Annotated in this window: 14 protein-coding genes; 7 read left to right on the plus strand and 7 right to left on the minus strand. The window is 66.6% G+C overall.

The window, feature by feature from the left end; translation table 11 throughout:
* Positions 1-22 precede the first annotated feature (22 nt).
* From eutC to eat, 3 genes are read right to left on the minus strand one after another with little or no spacing between them, the layout of a single operon-like run.
* The gene (gene eutC, locus ACKI1H_RS09565; protein ID WP_236172535.1) at positions 23-829 is read right to left on the minus strand and encodes an ethanolamine ammonia-lyase subunit EutC; all 807 of its coding nucleotides are present in this window, start codon (positions 827-829) and stop codon (positions 23-25) included.
* Between the two features lie 25 nt (positions 830-854).
* Positions 855-2,249: an ethanolamine ammonia-lyase subunit EutB gene (locus ACKI1H_RS09570; protein WP_138520225.1), complete on the minus strand. Its 1,395-nt coding sequence runs from the start codon at positions 2,247-2,249 to the stop codon at positions 855-857.
* Between the two features lie 11 nt (positions 2,250-2,260).
* A complete protein-coding gene (gene eat, locus ACKI1H_RS09575; RefSeq protein WP_440468242.1) occupies positions 2,261-3,625 on the minus strand; it encodes an ethanolamine permease in 1,365 nt (454 codons plus the stop codon).
* Between the two features lie 360 nt (positions 3,626-3,985).
* Here eat and qhpR point away from each other — a divergent pair, with 360 nt between their 5' ends.
* Complete coding sequence (qhpR, locus tag ACKI1H_RS09580) at positions 3,986-5,038, plus strand: AraC-like transcriptional regulator QhpR (RefSeq protein WP_236172537.1); 1,053 nt, start codon at positions 3,986-3,988, stop codon at positions 5,036-5,038.
* Positions 5,039-5,241: 203 nt separating this feature from the next.
* Here the strand turns inward: qhpR and exaC are convergent, their stop codons facing one another.
* Positions 5,242-6,762: an acetaldehyde dehydrogenase ExaC gene (exaC, locus tag ACKI1H_RS09585; RefSeq protein WP_138520228.1), complete on the minus strand. Its 1,521-nt coding sequence runs from the start codon at positions 6,760-6,762 to the stop codon at positions 5,242-5,244.
* Between the two features lie 324 nt (positions 6,763-7,086).
* Here exaC and ACKI1H_RS09590 point away from each other — a divergent pair, with 324 nt between their 5' ends.
* The 4 genes from ACKI1H_RS09590 to ACKI1H_RS09605 all read left to right on the plus strand — a co-directional run bounded on the left by ACKI1H_RS09590 (position 7,087) and on the right by ACKI1H_RS09605 (position 11,495).
* Positions 7,087-9,003, plus strand: a complete 1,917-nt coding sequence (locus tag ACKI1H_RS09590; RefSeq protein ID WP_440468243.1) for a sigma-54-dependent Fis family transcriptional regulator — start codon at positions 7,087-7,089, stop codon at positions 9,001-9,003.
* A 230-nt stretch (positions 9,004-9,233) separates the two neighbouring features.
* Positions 9,234-10,586 (plus strand): UDP-N-acetylmuramate:L-alanyl-gamma-D-glutamyl-meso-diaminopimelate ligase, encoded by a 1,353-nt coding sequence (gene mpl / locus ACKI1H_RS09595; RefSeq protein ID WP_440468244.1) that lies wholly within the window; start codon positions 9,234-9,236, stop codon positions 10,584-10,586.
* A 2-nt stretch (positions 10,587-10,588) separates the two neighbouring features.
* On the plus strand, positions 10,589-11,218 hold the full coding sequence (ubiX, locus tag ACKI1H_RS09600; RefSeq protein WP_081517259.1) for a flavin prenyltransferase UbiX: 630 nt from the start codon (positions 10,589-10,591) through the stop codon (positions 11,216-11,218).
* Positions 11,208-11,495 carry a YceK/YidQ family lipoprotein gene (locus ACKI1H_RS09605; protein ID WP_138520332.1) on the plus strand — a complete coding sequence of 96 codons (288 nt, stop codon included), beginning with the start codon at positions 11,208-11,210 and terminating at the stop codon, positions 11,493-11,495. The genes ubiX and ACKI1H_RS09605 overlap by 11 nt, the downstream gene beginning before the upstream one ends.
* A 76-nt stretch (positions 11,496-11,571) precedes the next feature.
* On the opposite strand, the gene ACKI1H_RS09610 is transcribed toward ACKI1H_RS09605, so the two are convergent.
* The 3 genes from ACKI1H_RS09610 to ACKI1H_RS09620 form a co-directional block, all read right to left on the minus strand.
* Positions 11,572-12,213, minus strand: a complete 642-nt coding sequence (locus tag ACKI1H_RS09610) for an oxidoreductase (protein WP_138520231.1) — start codon at positions 12,211-12,213, stop codon at positions 11,572-11,574.
* Positions 12,214-12,255: 42 nt separating this feature from the next.
* Positions 12,256-13,974 (minus strand): C13 family peptidase, encoded by a 1,719-nt coding sequence (locus ACKI1H_RS09615; protein WP_440468245.1) that lies wholly within the window; start codon positions 13,972-13,974, stop codon positions 12,256-12,258.
* 93 nt (positions 13,975-14,067) lie between these two features.
* Positions 14,068-14,523: a MaoC family dehydratase gene (locus tag ACKI1H_RS09620; RefSeq protein WP_045217066.1), complete on the minus strand. Its 456-nt coding sequence runs from the start codon at positions 14,521-14,523 to the stop codon at positions 14,068-14,070.
* A 178-nt stretch (positions 14,524-14,701) separates the two neighbouring features.
* On the opposite strand from ACKI1H_RS09620, the gene ACKI1H_RS09625 reads away from it, so the two are divergent.
* Positions 14,702-15,064, plus strand: coding sequence for a CidA/LrgA family protein (locus ACKI1H_RS09625; protein WP_045217069.1), 363 nt, complete (start codon positions 14,702-14,704; stop codon positions 15,062-15,064).
* Positions 15,064-15,777, plus strand: coding sequence for an LrgB family protein (locus ACKI1H_RS09630; RefSeq protein ID WP_138520233.1), 714 nt, complete (start codon positions 15,064-15,066; stop codon positions 15,775-15,777). The genes ACKI1H_RS09625 and ACKI1H_RS09630 overlap by 1 nt, the downstream gene beginning before the upstream one ends.
* Positions 15,778-15,789 lie beyond the last annotated feature (12 nt).

Genomic DNA, 15,789 nt, shown 5'->3' on the forward strand with positions numbered 1-15,789 from the left:
TTCACAGCCGCGCCAAGCCTGCTCAGCCACCGAGCAGGAAGTTGCCCCGTGAAGAGGGTCCGTCTCCCTCCAGTGCAGGCAGTTGCGCTTCGTCCTTCAGGTTTACTCCCGACAGCTGCCGGCGACAGGCTTCGCGCATCAGGTAGAGCAGGCGGTGCGCCGCGAGGCCGTAGCTCAGGCCTTCGAGCCGAACATTGGAGATGCAGTTGCGGTAGGCGTCGTTCAGGCCGACCTTCGGCGCCCAGGTGAAGTACAACCCGAGGCTGTCCGGCGAGGACAGGCCGGGGCGCTCGCCGATCAGGATCACCACCATCTTTGCGCGCAGCAGCTCGGCGACTTCGTCGGCTACGGCGACACGTCCCTGTTGCACCAGCGCAACCGGCGACAGGCTCCAGCCTTCATTGCGCGCCTGTTCTTCCAGGCGTTCGAGGAAGGGCAGGCTGTGGCGTTGCACTGCAAGCGATGAGAGACCGTCGGCGATCACCACCGCCAGGTCGTAGCCCTGGGGATGGCGGTCGGCGTGGCAGCGCAGGATTTCCGCCGATTCCTCGTTCAGTCGCCGGCCCAGGTCGGGGCGTTGCAGGTAGGTGTCACGGTCGGCGGCGGCACTGTGCAGCAACAGAGCATCGCGACCGCGCTCGGCCAATTGCGCGGCAAGGCCGTCACGGTCGAAGGGCAGGTGCACGGCGTCGCGCGCCTGGGCGTGGGCGAACTGGAAGTCCAGCTGCGCCCCGGTCGGCAGGCTGGTGCCGGCGCGGCCCAGGGCGATGCGCGCGGAGGTCAGGCGGCGCAGTTCCTGCCAGGGGTTGGGGATGAAGCTGTCGCTCATCGAACACTCCTCATGCATGCGGCCCTCAGGACAATTGCGCCAGCGCCTGGCGGAAGGCGCCGGGAAGCTGGCTGGCCATGTGCACACGGCCGTCCTGCTGGCGGAGGATTTCCATGCGTTCCAGCCACGCCTCGAATTCCGGCGCCGGCCTGAGCCCCAGCGTCTGGCGCGCATAAAGTGCGTCGTGGAAGGAGGTGGTCTGGTAGTTGAGCATCACGTCGTCGGAGCCGGGGATGCCCATGATGAAGTTGATGCCGGCCACGCCCAGCAGGGTCAGGAGCATGTCCATGTCGTCCTGGTCGGCCTCGGCGTGGTTGGTGTAGCAGATGTCGCAGCCCATGGGCACGCCGAGCAGCTTGGCGCAGAAGTGGTCTTCCAGCCCGGCGCGGATGATCTGCTTGCCGTTGTACAGGTATTCCGGGCCGATGAAGCCGACCACGGTGTTCACCAGGAACGGCTTGAAGTGCCGTGCCACCGCGTAGGCGCGGGTCTCGCAGGTCTGCTGGTCGACGCCGTGGTGGGCGTTGGCCGACAGCGCGCTGCCCTGGCCGGTTTCGAAGTACATCAGGTTGTCGCCCAGGGTGCCGCGCTTCTGCGACAGACCGGCGTCGTAGCCCTCCTGGAGGATCGACAGACTCACGCCGAAGCTGGCGTTGGCCGCTTGGGTGCCGGCGATGGACTGGAACACCAGGTCCAGCGGCGCGCCGCGGTTGATCGCCTCGATGGAGCTGGTGACGTGGGTGAGCACGCAGGACTGGGTGGGAATCTCGTAGCGCTGGATGATCGCGTCGAGCATTTCCAACAGGGTGCAGATCGACTGCAGGCTGTCGGTAGCCGGGTTGATGCCGAGCATGGCGTCGCCGTTGCCATAGAGCAGGCCGTCGAGCACGCTGGCGGCGATCCCGGCCGGGTCGTCCGTGGGGTGGTTGGGTTGCAGTCGGGTGGACATGCGTCCGCGCAGTCCCAGGGTGTTGCGGAAGCGGGTGACCACGCGAATCTTCTGCGCCACCAGCACCAGGTCCTGCACGCGCATGATCTTCGATACTGCGGCTGCCATTTCCGGCGTCAGCCCCGGCGCCAGGGCGCGCAGGCTGGTCTCGTCGGCTGCATCGCCGAGCAGCCAGTCGCGCAGGCCGCCCACCGTGAGGTGGCTGACCGGCGCGAAGGCTTCGCGATCATGGGTGTCGATGATCAGCCGGGTGACTTCGTCGCTTTCGTAGGGGATCAGCGCCTCGTCGAGAAAACGCTTGAGCGGGATGTCGGCCAGCGCCATCTGCGCCGCAACGCGCTCGGCATCGCTGCCAGCGGCGACCCCGGCGAGGCGGTCGCCGGAGCGCGCCGGGCTGGCCTTGGCCATCACCTCGCGCAGGCTGTCGAAGCGCCAGGTCTGGCCACCGACGCTGTGGACGAATCCGGACATGGCGCGACTCCTCAGCCCTGGCTGGCGAACGATGCGTCGGTGCCGCGATTGAGGCTGATGACGATACTGCAGCAGGAACAGCCGCCGATCATCAGCACCAGGAACACCGAGGCAATAACGCTGTTGAACCAGAGCATCGCGGCCAGGCAGACCAGCGCCAGGCCCAGCGCGATGGCCGGCACCACCGGATAGCCCGGCGCGCGGAAGCTGCGCTCCAGGTCAGGCTCACTGCGGCGCAGCTTGAACAGGCTGAGCATGCTCATGATGTACATGACGATGGCGCCGAATACGCTCATGGTGATCATCGCTGCGGTCAGGGTCATGCCCTGCAGGCTGATCAGACCGTCGCTGAAGATCGCCGCGATACCTACGGCGCCGCCGGCAAGGATGGCGCGGTGCGGCGTCTGGAAGCGCGAGAGTTTCGCCAGGCTGCGCGGCAGGAAGCCGGAGCGGGCCAGCGCGAAGAACTGCCGCGAGTAGCCCAGGATGATGCCGTGGAAGCTCGCCACCAGGCCGAACAGGCCGATCCACACCAGCATGTGCATCCAGGTGGAGTTGTTGCCCACCACGGCCTTCATCGCCTGCGGCAGCGGGTCGTTGATGTTCGACAGGGCGCGCCAGTCGCCCACGCCGCCGGCGAAGATCATCACGCCGATGGCCAGGGTCACCAGGGTCAGGATGCCGGCGATGTACGCCCGCGGAATGGTGCGCTTCGGGTCCTTGGCCTCCTCGGCAGCCATGGCCGCGCCCTCGATGGCGAGGAAGAACCAGATGGCGAACGGAATGGCGGCGAAGATGCCGGCCATGGCCGGGGCGCCGAACACGTCCGAGCCGGCCCAGCCGTTGAGCACGAAGTTGCTGAAGCTGAAGCCCGGTGCGACCACGCCCATGAACACAAGCAACTCGGCCACCGCCAGCACGGTCACCACCAGCTCGAAGGTGGCGGCGATGCTCACGCCGAGGATGTTCAGCGTCATGAAGATCACATAGGCGCCGGTGGCCGCCCACTTCGGATCGAGGCCGGGAAACTGCACATTGAGGTAGGCGCCGATGGCCATGGCGATGGCCGGCGGGGCGAAGACGAATTCGATCAGCGTGGCGATGCCGGCGATCATCCCGCCGGTCTTGCCGAAGGCCCGCAGGCTGTAGGCGAAGGGCCCGCCGGCGTGGGGAATGGCGGTGGTCAGTTCGGTGTAGCTGAAGATGAAGCAGGTATACATCACCGCGACGATCAGCGTGGTGACGAGGAAGCCCAGGGTGCCGGCGGCGGCCCAGCCGTAGCTCCAGCCGAAGTATTCGCCGGAGATCACCAGGCCCACGGCGAGCCCCCAGAGGTGCAGGGTGCCAAGCGTGGGTTTGAGTTGTGATGCGCTCATTGTTGTTATTCCTCTCTCCGCAAGGGATAGGCCGCAAGTGGGGCGGGTCGCAAGGGCGTGGACGGATACCTGAGACCCGATGGTAGTGGCGCACTGACGCGCAAGACTTGACCGCTGGAACCGGCTTTCGCCGTGCAGGGTCAACTGGTTGTTACCCATTGCCCCACCGGGCGCGCGGTGCTCGCTTCTGGTGCCGGAAATCGCCGGCCTGCCCCGTGCTGTGGCAGCTGCAGGCCAGGCGCGGCGCCCTGTCCGGCGGGTCGCTGAAGGGCAGTCGAGGCACGGGATTTGCTTTGTTTATTGGCCCCTGCTTTGGGGACGACGTGTTTTGCGTGCCTGATAACAAGATCGGTATCCGACATGAGCCAGCCTCTGTTCTCCCCCTCCGGCCTGAGCCTGCCCCTGGCCAGCAACATCGGCGTGCTGTCCGCCGCCGCCAGTGGCCTGGGCCGCTTCATCGGCGACCAGGGCGGTGACATCGACCGCGTCTTCGGACGCGCCGGTATCGACCCGGAGCGCCTGCTGCATCCGACCCTGAGTCTGGCGCTGACCAACTACTGCCAGGTGCTGGAAGAGGCCGCGCGGCAGTCGGGTTGCGACAACTTCGGGCTGCGCTACGGCGAGCAGTTCCGCCCCCGCGAGCTGGGTCTGCTGGGCTACGTCGGGCTCTGTTCGGAGACGCTGGAAGAGGCGCTGAAGAACTTCGCCGCTGCCTTCCCCTATCACCAACACGACACCCTGATCCGCCTGGTGGATTGCGGCGAGTGTTATCGCTTCGACTACCAGGTCCGCCACGGCGCCATCCTCGACCGCCGCCAGGACGCCGAGCTGACGCTGGGCATGGCGCTGAACCTGATGCGCCACGCGCTTGGCCCTGAATGGGCGCCGCGCGCGGTGAGCTTCGAGCATGCGCGGCCGGAAGGTTGGCAGGAACATGGTCGGGTGTTCGACGCGCCGGTGCTGTTCCAGCGCGGCTGCAATTCGATGCTGATTCCCAAGCGCGACCTGTATGGTCGGCAGATGCCCGAGCGCGACGCCAACCTGCTGTTCCTGGTGCAGGATGTGATCCGTCGGCTGGGCGAGCAGGGCGGCGCGCCTAATCTGGTGGAGGACGCCGGCACGCAGATTCGCCTGGCGCTGGCGGATGGCGAGCCGTCGCTGGAGATCATCGCCGAGCAGCTGGAACTCACCACCGCCGGCCTGCAGCGCCGCCTGCGCGAGGCCGGGTTGAGTTTCAGCCAACTGGTGGAAAACACCCGTCGTGAGCTGGCGCTGCACTACCTGCGGCAGCCGCAGCGGCCGATCTCCGAGCTGGCTCCGCTGTTGGGGTATTCCGAGACCAGCGCCTTCTCCCGCGCCTTCCGCCGCTGGTTCGGTGTGAGCCCGCGGCAGTGGCGCAGCGATGCGCAGTGACGTGCCGCGAACCGTAGGATGGGTGGAGCGGAGCGATACCCATGCTGTCGTTGCGCGGGGCTGATGGGTTTCGCTGCGCGCTACACCATCCTACGAAAAGCACCTTTCCCCGGGCATAAAAAAGCGCGGCCCGCAGGCCGCGCAAAGATCGATTCGGGGGAGACCGCCCGGCGAACCGGGCGGAGGCAATCAGCAGCCAGCCATCAGAAGAAGCCCAGCGGATTGATGTCGTAGCTCACCAGCAGGTTCTTGGTCTGCTGGTAGTGGTCGAGCATCATCTTGTGGGTCTCGCGGCCCACGCCGGATTTCTTGTAGCCACCGAAGGCGGCGTGTGCCGGGTACAGGTGGTAGCAGTTGGTCCACACGCGGCCGGCCTTGATGCCGCGACCCATGCGGTACGCACGGTTGATGTCGCGGGTCCAGACGCCAGCGCCCAGGCCGTACTCGGTGTCGTTGGCGATGGCCAGTGCCTCGGCTTCGTCCTTGAAGGTGGTGACGCCCACCACCGGCCCGAAGATTTCCTCCTGGAACACGCGCATCTGGTTGCTGCCCTTGAGCAGGGTCGGCTGGATGTAATAGCCGGTGGAGAGACTGCCCTCGAGCTTCTCGACCTTGCCGCCGGTAAGGATCTGCGCGCCTTCCTGCTGGGCAATGTCGAGGTAGGAAAGGATCTTCTCGTACTGCTGCTGCGAGGCCTGGGCGCCGACCATGGTGTCGGTGTCCAGCGGGTCGCCACGCTTGATGGCTTTCACCTTCTTCATCACCACGTCCATGAACTGCGGGTAGATGGACTCCTGCACCAGTGCGCGGGACGGGCAGGTGCACACCTCGCCCTGGTTGAAGAAGGCCAGCACCAGGCCTTCGGCAGCCTTCTCGATGAAGGTCGGCTCGGCCTGCATGATGTCCTCGAAGTAGATGTTCGGGCTCTTGCCGCCCAGCTCCACGGTGGACGGAATGATGTTCTCGGCGGCGCACTTGAGGATGTGCGAGCCCACCGGAGTCGAGCCGGTGAAGGCGATCTTGGCGATGCGCTTGCTGGTGGCCAGCGCTTCACCGGCTTCCTTGCCGAAGCCCTGGACGACGTTGAGCACGCCCTTGGGCAGCAGGTCGCCGATCAGTTCCATCAGCACGCAGATGCCCAGCGGGGTCTGCTCGGCCGGTTTGAGCACGATGCAGTTGCCGGCAGCCAGGGCCGGCGCCAGCTTCCACGCGGCCATCAGCAGCGGGAAGTTCCACGGGATGATCTGCCCGACCACGCCCAGCGGCTCGTGGATATGGTAAGCGACGGTGCTGTCGTTGATCTCGGCGGCACTGCCTTCCTGCGCGCGGATGCAGCCGGCGAAGTAGCGGAAGTGGTCGGCGGCCAGCGGGATGTCGGCGTTGAGGGTTTCACGCACCGGCTTGCCGTTGTCCCAGGTTTCGGTGACGGCGAGCAGCTCCAGGTTCTGTTCGATGCGGTCGGCAATCTTCAGCAACACCAGCGAGCGGTCCTGCACCGAGGTGCGGCCCCAGGCATCGGCGGCGGCGTGGGCGGCGTCCAGCGCCTTGTCGATGTCCTCGGCGGTGGAGCGGGGGAATTCGGCGATGGGCTGGCCATTCACCGGCGACGTGTTGGTGAAGTACTGACCCTTTACCGGCGGGACGAATTCGCCGCCGATGTAGTTGCCGTAGCGCGCCTTGAACGAAACGATGGCGCCTTCGCTACCGGGATGGGCATAACGCATGGTCGGATCTCCTGGGTCTTGTGCTTGTTGGGGAGGACGTTGATTCAGCGTAGAGCAAGGGCCGGGCCATGCCAGTGAAAGGCACGCCGTGTGTGGCCCGGACGGGATCACGGCGGTGCGGCGGAAAGCGCGCTGTCACGCGCCTGGCACAGTGCTGCGTGACACTTTGTCCCGACTTCGTGACAGTCGTGACCTGACGGTCGGCCAGGCGTTGCATTGGGCTGGCGCGTGGGGGATGCTGTCCTGCGTTCCTGCGAATTGTCTGACAAGGATTCGCTGGAACCCGGGGCTGCCTCCCCGTCCCCCAAGCGGAGAACAACAAGAATGCGCGCCAACGATTTGAGCCGCCACGCCCGCCAGGTCATGACCGTGGCCGAGGGCAAGGCCCGCGCCGGAGCTCCCGGTGCGGACCCGTCGATCGCCCGTTCCTGGATGCGCTGCCTGGAGCAGTACCACCTCGACCCGGCGCAGCCCATGGCGCCGGCAGTGCTGGAGCACGCGCGCATGCTCGAAGTCCGCGAGCGGCACCGCCAGGTGCTGGAGATCGCCAGCGACGAGATGAACAGCCTGCACCAGCAGCTCTCCGGCGCCGGCCACGCGGTGCTGCTCACCGATTCTCGCGGGGTGATCCTCAACTGCGTCAGCGAAGCTGCCGAGCGGCGCACCTTCGAACAGGCCGGGCTGTGGCTCGGCGCCGACTGGAGCGAAGCCCGCGAAGGCACCAACGGTATCGGCACCTGCCTGGTGGAACGCCAGGCGCTGACCATTCACCAGGACGAACATTTTCGTAGCCGCCACACCGGGCTGACCTGCTCGGCCAGCCCGGTGTTCGACCCGCAGGGCGAACTGCTGGCGGTGCTCGACGTTTCCTCCGCGCGCCGCGACGTGTCGCGGCAGAGCCAGTTCCACACCATGGCGCTGGTCAACCTCTCGGCCAAGGCCATCGAAAGCTGTTACTTCCTGCGCCATTTCGAGGACCAGTGGCTGCTGCGCTTCCACCTGCAACCGGACGGCCTCGGGCTGTTCAGCGAGGGCATGCTGGCCTTCGGCGGCGACGGGCGTATCCGCGCGGCGAACCAGAGCGCTATCAACCTGCTCGGCAGCCGCCGGGACAGCCTGATCGGCCGCTCCCTGGAGCAGTTCTTCGATTGCCGGCTGGATGACCTGTTCAGCCGCGCCGATCCGCAGCCGAGTGCCAGCTGGCCTCTGCGCACCCACACTGGTCGTACGCTCTATGCGTTGCTGCGCGGCAAGCGTCCCATCGTCGCCGCGCCGGTGCTGCCGCGTGCGCCACTGGCCAAGGGGTTGTGCATCGACGACCCGCAACTCGCCCATGACTTCCGCCGCGCGCTGAAGGTCTACGCCCACGACGTGCCGCTGCTGCTGCAGGGCGAGACTGGCACCGGCAAGGAGGCTTTCGCCCGTGCCGTGCACCTGGGCGGCGAGCGCGCTGGCAAGAGCTTCGTCGCACTGAACTGCGCGGCGATTCCCGAGACCCTGATCGAGAGCGAGCTGTTCGGTTATCGCGGTGGCAGCTTCACCGGCGCGCGTAAGGAAGGCATGCGCGGCAAGCTGCAGCAGGCCGATGGCGGCACGCTATTCCTCGACGAGATCGGCGACATGCCGCTGGCGCTGCAAACGCGTCTGCTGCGCGTGCTGGAAGAGCGCCAGGTGGTGCCCATCGGCGGCGAGCCGCAGGACGTGGATATCCGCCTGATCAGCGCCAGCCACCGTGATCTGGAAGCGCTGGTAGACGCCGGACAGTTCCGCGAAGACCTCTATTATCGCCTCAACGGCCTGGTGGTTGCGCTGCCGCCGCTGCGCGAGCGTGAGGATCGTGGCGCCCTGCTCGATCACCTGTTGGCCGAGGAGAGCAAGGGCCGCAGCGTGCGCCTGGACGACGACGTGCGCCGGCACCTGCTGGACTTCCCCTGGCCGGGCAACGTGCGCCAGCTGCGCAACGTGCTGCGCACGCTCTGTGCGCTGTGCGAAGGCGGCCGGATCCAGATGGCCGACCTGCCGCCGGACCTTCGCCGTACACCGGCTGCCGCTGTGACTGCGGTCGCCCTGGGCGAGGAATGTAGCGACACCCTTGGCGCTGCCGAGCGCAACGCGCTGCTGGAGGTGCTCGAAGCGCAGCGCTGGCATGTCAGCCGTGCGGCGCAGCAGCTGGGCATCAGCCGCAATACGTTGTATCGCAAGCTCAATCGCCACGGCCTGAGCCGCAAGAGCCTTTCGTAGGATGGCGTGGAGCGCAGCGATACCCATCAATGCCGGGCGCCGGATCGGCATGGGTATCGCTTCGCTCCACCCATCCTACGCGCCACCCCTCGTGACAACATTCTCAAGCCACCGGGAACCGCCTCCCCACCTCGTCGTCTGATGCCCCGGCGGCGGGCCGCGCGGGGGCGCGCTGTGCTACTCTGCCGCCCATTCGAAGCGCCTGGAAAGGCTTGATTGCAGGAGTCTGCATGCATATCCACATCCTCGGCATCTGCGGCACCTTCATGGGGTCGCTGGCCGTCCTGGCCAAGGAACTGGGCCACCGCGTGACCGGCTCCGACGCCAACGTCTACCCGCCCATGAGCACCCAGCTGCAAGCCCAGGGCATCGAGCTGATGCAGGGCTATGATCCCGCCCACCTGGAGCCGGCTCCGGACCTGGTGGTAGTCGGCAACGCGCTGTCGCGCGGCAATCCTGCCGTGGAATACGTGCTGAACAAGGGTCTGCCCTATGTCTCCGGCCCGCAGTGGCTGGCCGACCACGTGCTGCAGGGCCGCTGGGTCCTGGCGGCGGCCGGCACCCACGGCAAGACCACCACCAGCAGCATGCTGGCCTGGGTGCTGGAGCACGCCGGGATGAGCCCGGGTTTCCTGATCGGCGGTGTACCGCAGAACTTCGGCGTCTCCGCGCGCCTGGGTGGCACACCGTTCTTCGTGGTCGAGGCGGACGAGTACGACAGCGCCTTCTTCGACAAGCGCTCCAAGTTCGTCCACTACCACCCGCGCACGGCGATCCTGAACAACCTGGAATTCGACCACGCGGACATCTTCCCCGACCTCGCCGCCATCGAGCGCCAGTTCCACCACCTGGTGCGGACCATTCCCGGCGAAGGCCTGGTCATCCACCCCACGTCCGAAACCGCCCTCAAGCGCGTGATCGACATGGGTTGCTGGACCCCGGTGCAGACCACCGGCGAAGGCGGCCAGTGGCAGGCGCGCCTGCTCAGCGAGGACGGCTCGCACTTCGAGGTGCTGTTCGACGGCAAACCCCAGGGCACCGTGGACTGGGAACTGACCGGCCAGCACAACGTCGCCAACGCCCTGGCCTGCCTCGCGGCGGCCCGCCATGTCGGCGTGGTGCCGGAGCTGGGCTGCGCCGCGTTGTCGGCCTTCAAGAGCGTCAAGCGGCGCATGGAGAAGGTCGCCGAGGTCAAGGGCATCACCATCTATGACGACTTCGCCCACCACCCGACCGCCATCGCCACCACCCTCGACGGCCTGCGCAAGCGCGTCGGCGATGCCAAGGTGATCGCCGTGGTCGAGCCGCGTTCCAACTCCATGAAGCTCGGTGCCCACCGCGACGGCCTGCCGGAGTCCGTGGTGCAGGCTGACAACGTGTTCTGGTACGCACCGCCGAACCTCGGCTGGGACCTGGCCGCCACCGTGGCCAGCTCCACCGTTCCCACGCAAGTGTGCGACTCGCTGGAAGCCATCATCGAGGGCGTAAAAGCCATCGCCACGCCGGGTACCCAGGTCGTGGTCATGAGCAACGGCGGATTCGGCGGCCTGCACGGCAAGCTGGCCCAGGCGCTGGAGGGCTGAACATGGCCGGAGCCGAACGCGTCACCCTCGCCATGACCGGCGCCTCCGGCGCCCAGTATGGCCTGCGCCTGCTCGATTGCCTGGTGCAGGAAGACCGCGAGGTGCACTTCCTGATCTCCAAGGCTGCGCAACTGGTGGTGGCCACCGAGACCGACGTGACCCTGCCGAGCAAGCCGCAGGCGATGCAGGCCTTCCTCAGCGAATACACCGGCGCCGCCCCCGGGCAGATCCGCGTCTACGGCAAGGAAGACTGGATGGCGCCGGTGGCTTCCGGCTCCGGCGCGCCGAGTGCGATGGTGGTGGTGCCCTGCTCGACGGGGACGCTGTCGGCCATCGCCACAGGCGCCTGCAACAACTTGATCGAACGCGCCGCCGACGTCGCCCTGAAAGAGCGCCGCCAACTGATCCTGGTACCACGCGAGGCGCCGTTCTCCAGTATCCACCTGGAGAACATGCTCAAGCTGTCCAACCTGGGCGCGGTGATCCTGCCGGCTGCTCCGGGCTTCTATCATCAGCCGCAGACGGTCGATGACCTGATCGACTTCGTCGTGGCGCGCATCCTCAATCAGCTGGGCATTCCCCAGGACATGCTGCCGCGCTGGGGCGAACACCATCTTGTCAGTGACGAATAAACTCCTCGCCGCCCTGTTGCTGTTGCAACTGGGCGGTTGCGCCACCGTGAAGACGCTCAACGACAGCCGGCCCGGCGATCCGCTGATCTATGCCGGTACCCGGCTGGACTGGTATTCGCTCAATGGCGGCTGCTGCCCGAAGGACCATTTCGGTGTCGATGCGCCGGCCTACCCGGGCCTCGACCTGCCGGGCAGTGCGCTGCTCGATACGCTGCTGCTGCCGCTCTCGATTGCGGCGGAGCTGGGCATCGGCTTGCAGGTGTGGGGCGGGAACTGAACCGCTTCTGCTGATCACCGAAGGGCGTTCAGGGAGACCCATCCTACAAGAGCATTCGGGTGGTATCCGTCGGGAGCTATTTACCGAGCTTGCGCAGTTCGTCCGACTCGACGACGCGCACGCCCTTGCCGGTTTCCAGTGCCAGACGCCAGAGCGCGCGGGCCAGGGCGATAGCCTCGATGCCGTGCAGCTTGCCCGGCAGGATGCGCGAGAAGGGCGCGGCGAGCAGTTCGGCGAGGCGGACCTCCTCGCGCTGGCCCAGCAGCAGTGACGGCCGTGCGATGGTCAGTTGCTGCCAGCCTTGCTGGCGCAGGGCGTCTTCCAGTTCGCCCTTGGTCCGGCTGTAGAAGATCGATGACTTGCTGTCCGCGCCCAGCGCGCTGACCACGATGTAGTGCCTTGCGCCAAGGGCCAGGCCGCGCTCGCCCAGGGCCAGCGGCAGGTCGTAGTCGACACTGCGGAAAGCCTCCTCGGAACCGGCCTCCTTGAGCGTGGTGCCCAGGCAGCAGAACACCGTGTCCACCGGCTGGACCAGGTGCGGGATGAGTTCGGCCAGCGGGCCGATGGGGTTTTCCAGGCGTGGGTGCTCCGCCAGCTTCCTTCGGGCCGGGGCAATGACGCGCTTGACCGTGGGCTCATTGAGCATGCGGTCGAGCAGATGTTCACCAGTCAGGCCGGTGGCGCCAGCAAGCAGAATATTGGTCGGTTTCGAGAGCATCTGTGTTTCTCCCCTGACACACAGTCCAGCTTAGTTGTCGCCTTATTGTTTTGCCTGCGCGGCGACACTTTGAGCATCGTAAGCGGCTTGCGACGGCTGCGCGCGCAAAGCCTTCCAGCGGCTGATGACCGCATCCGGCGCCCAGAGTTGCGGCTCCGACGGTTCGAATTCTTCTTCCTTCTCGCGTTTGGCGACCGTATCGCTGGCCAGCGAAAAAGCTTTCTTGAGGTCATCGGTCTGCTGGAATGCCTGGGCGAACAGTGCATCACCGAAGTAGGTGAAATCGGCTTCCTCGGAGCAGCCGAAGGACACCCGGTCGCTGCGCGCGGCGGTCATGATCAGGGTCTTGTCGTCCTTGAGCGCGGGGATGAAGCCGCCGCTGTAGCAGGCGGAGATCACCAGTACCTTGGTGCGGTCCTTGAGGGGGGCGAGCAGCGTGGCCAACTCGCTGGCCGGCAGGTTGTCGAGCTTCAGGCCTGGCATGTCGAGCACCAGCTGGTGGTCATGGGAGCCGTGGCTGGTCAGGTAGATGAACACCAGGTCCTCCGGGCCACTGCGCTCAGCAATGGTTCGCAGGGTGCGGGCGAGCGTTTCGCGGGTGGCCATGGGGCGGTCGGCGAGGTGGTCGCGGTGGTTCACCAGACGCACCACGCCGCGCGCGCCGAAGCGGTCACCGAGCAGCTTGGCGACATAGTCGGCCTCGCGCAGGAACACGCTCTGCTTGCCGTCGCCACCCAGGCTGACGCCGTAGAGCTCGATCGCAGGCGTAGACGCGGGGACGGCCGCCAGCGCCTTGTCCAGCAGCGCGCCTTGCTCCAGCAGACCCACCTCCAGCGGATTGGGCAGCCGCTTGCCGGTGGCGTCCTGGCGTAGCTGGCCGGCACTCCAGGTGCCTTTCTGCACACTGCCGTCGCGGCGGGTGAGGGTGCCTTCTCCGGAATATTCGCCACGGGCGAAGCCGCCGCTGTAGGTCTGCCCGTCGGCCTTGCTCAGGGTGCCCTGGCCGTCGAAGCGCCAGAAGCGGAAGTCGCCCTTGTAGCGGCTGCCATCGCTGCCGATGAACTCGCCCGGCCCGCTCAGCGCGCCGGCCTTGAAGCGGCCGAACCAGACGTCGCCGTCGGCGTTCTGGAAGCGCCCGGTGCCGTCGAACTGGTCGTTGCGGAACTCGCCGCTGTACTGGTCGCCCGCGTCGTCACGGAAGATGCCCTTGCCTTCGAGCACGCCATTCTTGAACGGGCCGCTGTACTGGTTGCCCAGGCTGTCCCGGCGTGCGCCCTCGCCGTTGGCCTCGCCCCTGGCGAAGGCTCCCTGGTGTCGGGTGCCGTCGGCCTGTTCGAGGCTGCCCAGGCCTTCGTAGCGGCCCTTGCGGAAACCACCGCTGTAGGTGGTGCCGCCTTGGGAGAGCTGCCCCTCGCCGTCGAACTCGCCGCGCTTGAACTGGCCCTCGTAGAAGCTGCCGTCGGCGTACTGCAGGCGGCCACGACCGTCGAACAGGCCGTCGCGGAACTCGCCTTCATAGCTCGTGCCGTTGCCGTCGCTCCATTTGCCCTGGCCGCTCTGCAGGCCCTTGTCGAAGCCGCCCTCGTACCAGGCGCCATTGCTGTAATCCAGCCGCCCCGGACCTTGCAGCTGGCCGTTCACCAGCTCGCCACGGTAGCGCGCGCCGTCAGGCAGGCGGGCGTCCGGGGGCATCAGCGGTTCGCCGTCGCCGCAGGCAGTCAGGAGCAGGGCGAGGCTCAGGGGCAGGAGGTGGCGTGGCATTGGGGCTCTCGAATCGACGGTGGGGCGCAGGCTGAGTGTGACGTAAAAAAGCCCGCGGACGCGGGCTTTTTTCTCAGCGCTGAGGCAGAGCCGTCAGACGAAGCACAGGCTCAGGGATTCGGCGATGTAGGCCGGCTTGGGCAGGCCTTCGATCTCCAGGGTGCAGCGTGCCTTGATCAGCCACTGGCCGGGGTTCTTCTCGGTGATGTCAGTGATCGTCACCTGCAGGCGCACGCGCGAATCCACCGGTACCGGCTGGATGAAGCGCACGCTGTCCAGGCCGTAGTTGACCACCATCTTGGGGTTTTCCGGCAGGACCAGCAGGCCCTCGCAGAGCTTGGGGATCAGCGACAGCGACAGGAATCCGTGGGCGATGGTGCCACCGAAGGGCGTCTTCTTCGCCTTCTCCGGGTCGACGTGGATGAACTGGTGGTCCTCGGTGCACTCGGCGAACTGGTTGATGCGCTGTTGATCGACGGTGATCCACTGCGAATGACCCAGGTCCTTGCCGATGTAATCCTTCAGTGCGCTTACGGGTACGAATGCCATGTTTCCTCCGGGGATATCGTTGTTCTTCTAGTGCGGCCTGCGTAAGAGTCCGACAACAGATCAGCATGGGGTCCGCGGCCGGTCAAGCCGCAGCGGCATTCATGCTTTGGGCGAATGCCGAGCCATAGCGGGCGCCGGGCGGGCATAATGGCCACTCCTTGCGCTGGAGATGTTCCTGATGTTGCTACGCGGCCTGACCTGGCTGGTGCTGTTCCAATTGCTCGGCACGGGCCTGAATGCTCTCATCCTGCACATGATTCCCGGCCCCATCATTGGGCTGGTGCTGCTGTTCGCCTTCCTGGTATGGAATGGCGAGGTGAGCAAGCCGGTGAACGAAGCCGCCGCCTCGCTGCTGCGCTACCTGCCGTTGCTGCTGGTGCCGGCAGCGGTCGGCGTGATGGCCTATGCGAAGCAGATCGCTGCGGACTTCTGGGCCATCGCCGGGGCATTGGCGCTGTCGTTGCTGGTGTCCTTCGTGTTCGCCGGCTGGCTGATGCAGAAGCTCATCGACCGCCAGCGCAAGCAGAAGGAGGGCGCGTGATGTTCGACTGGCAAGGCGCGCTGGACTCGGTCATCCACCATCCGCTGTTCTGCGTCGGCGTCACCCTGGGCGCTTATCAGTTGGCGCTGGCCGGCTACGAGCGCACGCGCTGGGTGTTCCTGCAGCCGGTGCTGGTGTCGATGTTGATCGTCATCGCGGTGCTGCTGGCGTGCGGCATCGACTACAGCGAGTACAGCAATAGCGCCAAGGTGCTGACCATCCTCCTCGGCCCCGCCACCGTCGCGCTGGCGGTGCCGCTGTTCCTCAACCTGAAACGCATCCGCCAGCTGTTCTGGCCGACGCTGATCACCCTGCTGGTTGGCGGCCTGTTCGCCACTGCGCTGGGCATTGGCCTGGGCTGGCTGTTCGGTGTCGACCATGAACTGCTGATGAGCCTGGCACCCAAGTCGGTGACCTCACCGATTGCCATGCTGGTGGCCAGCCAGATTGGCGGTGTGGCGGCGCTGGCGGCGGTGTTCGTGCTGATCACCGGCGTGCTCGGGGCCATCCTCGGCCCGGAACTGCTGCGCCGTTTTGGCGTCCACCATCCGGCCGCGCAAGGCATGGCGCTGGGCATGACCGCCCACGCCGTAGGCACCTCCCGCGCCCTGCAGGAGGGTGAGGAATGCGGCGCCTTCGCCGCCCTGGCCATGAGCCTGATGGGCGTGGCCACCGCTGTGCTGCTACCGTTGGCGGTAGCGCTGATCGCCTGACGAATCGACGGA

The organism is Pseudomonas sp. YH-1 (assembly GCF_051990045.1).
Taxonomy (GTDB): Bacteria; Pseudomonadota; Gammaproteobacteria; order Pseudomonadales; family Pseudomonadaceae; genus Pseudomonas; species Pseudomonas nicosulfuronedens.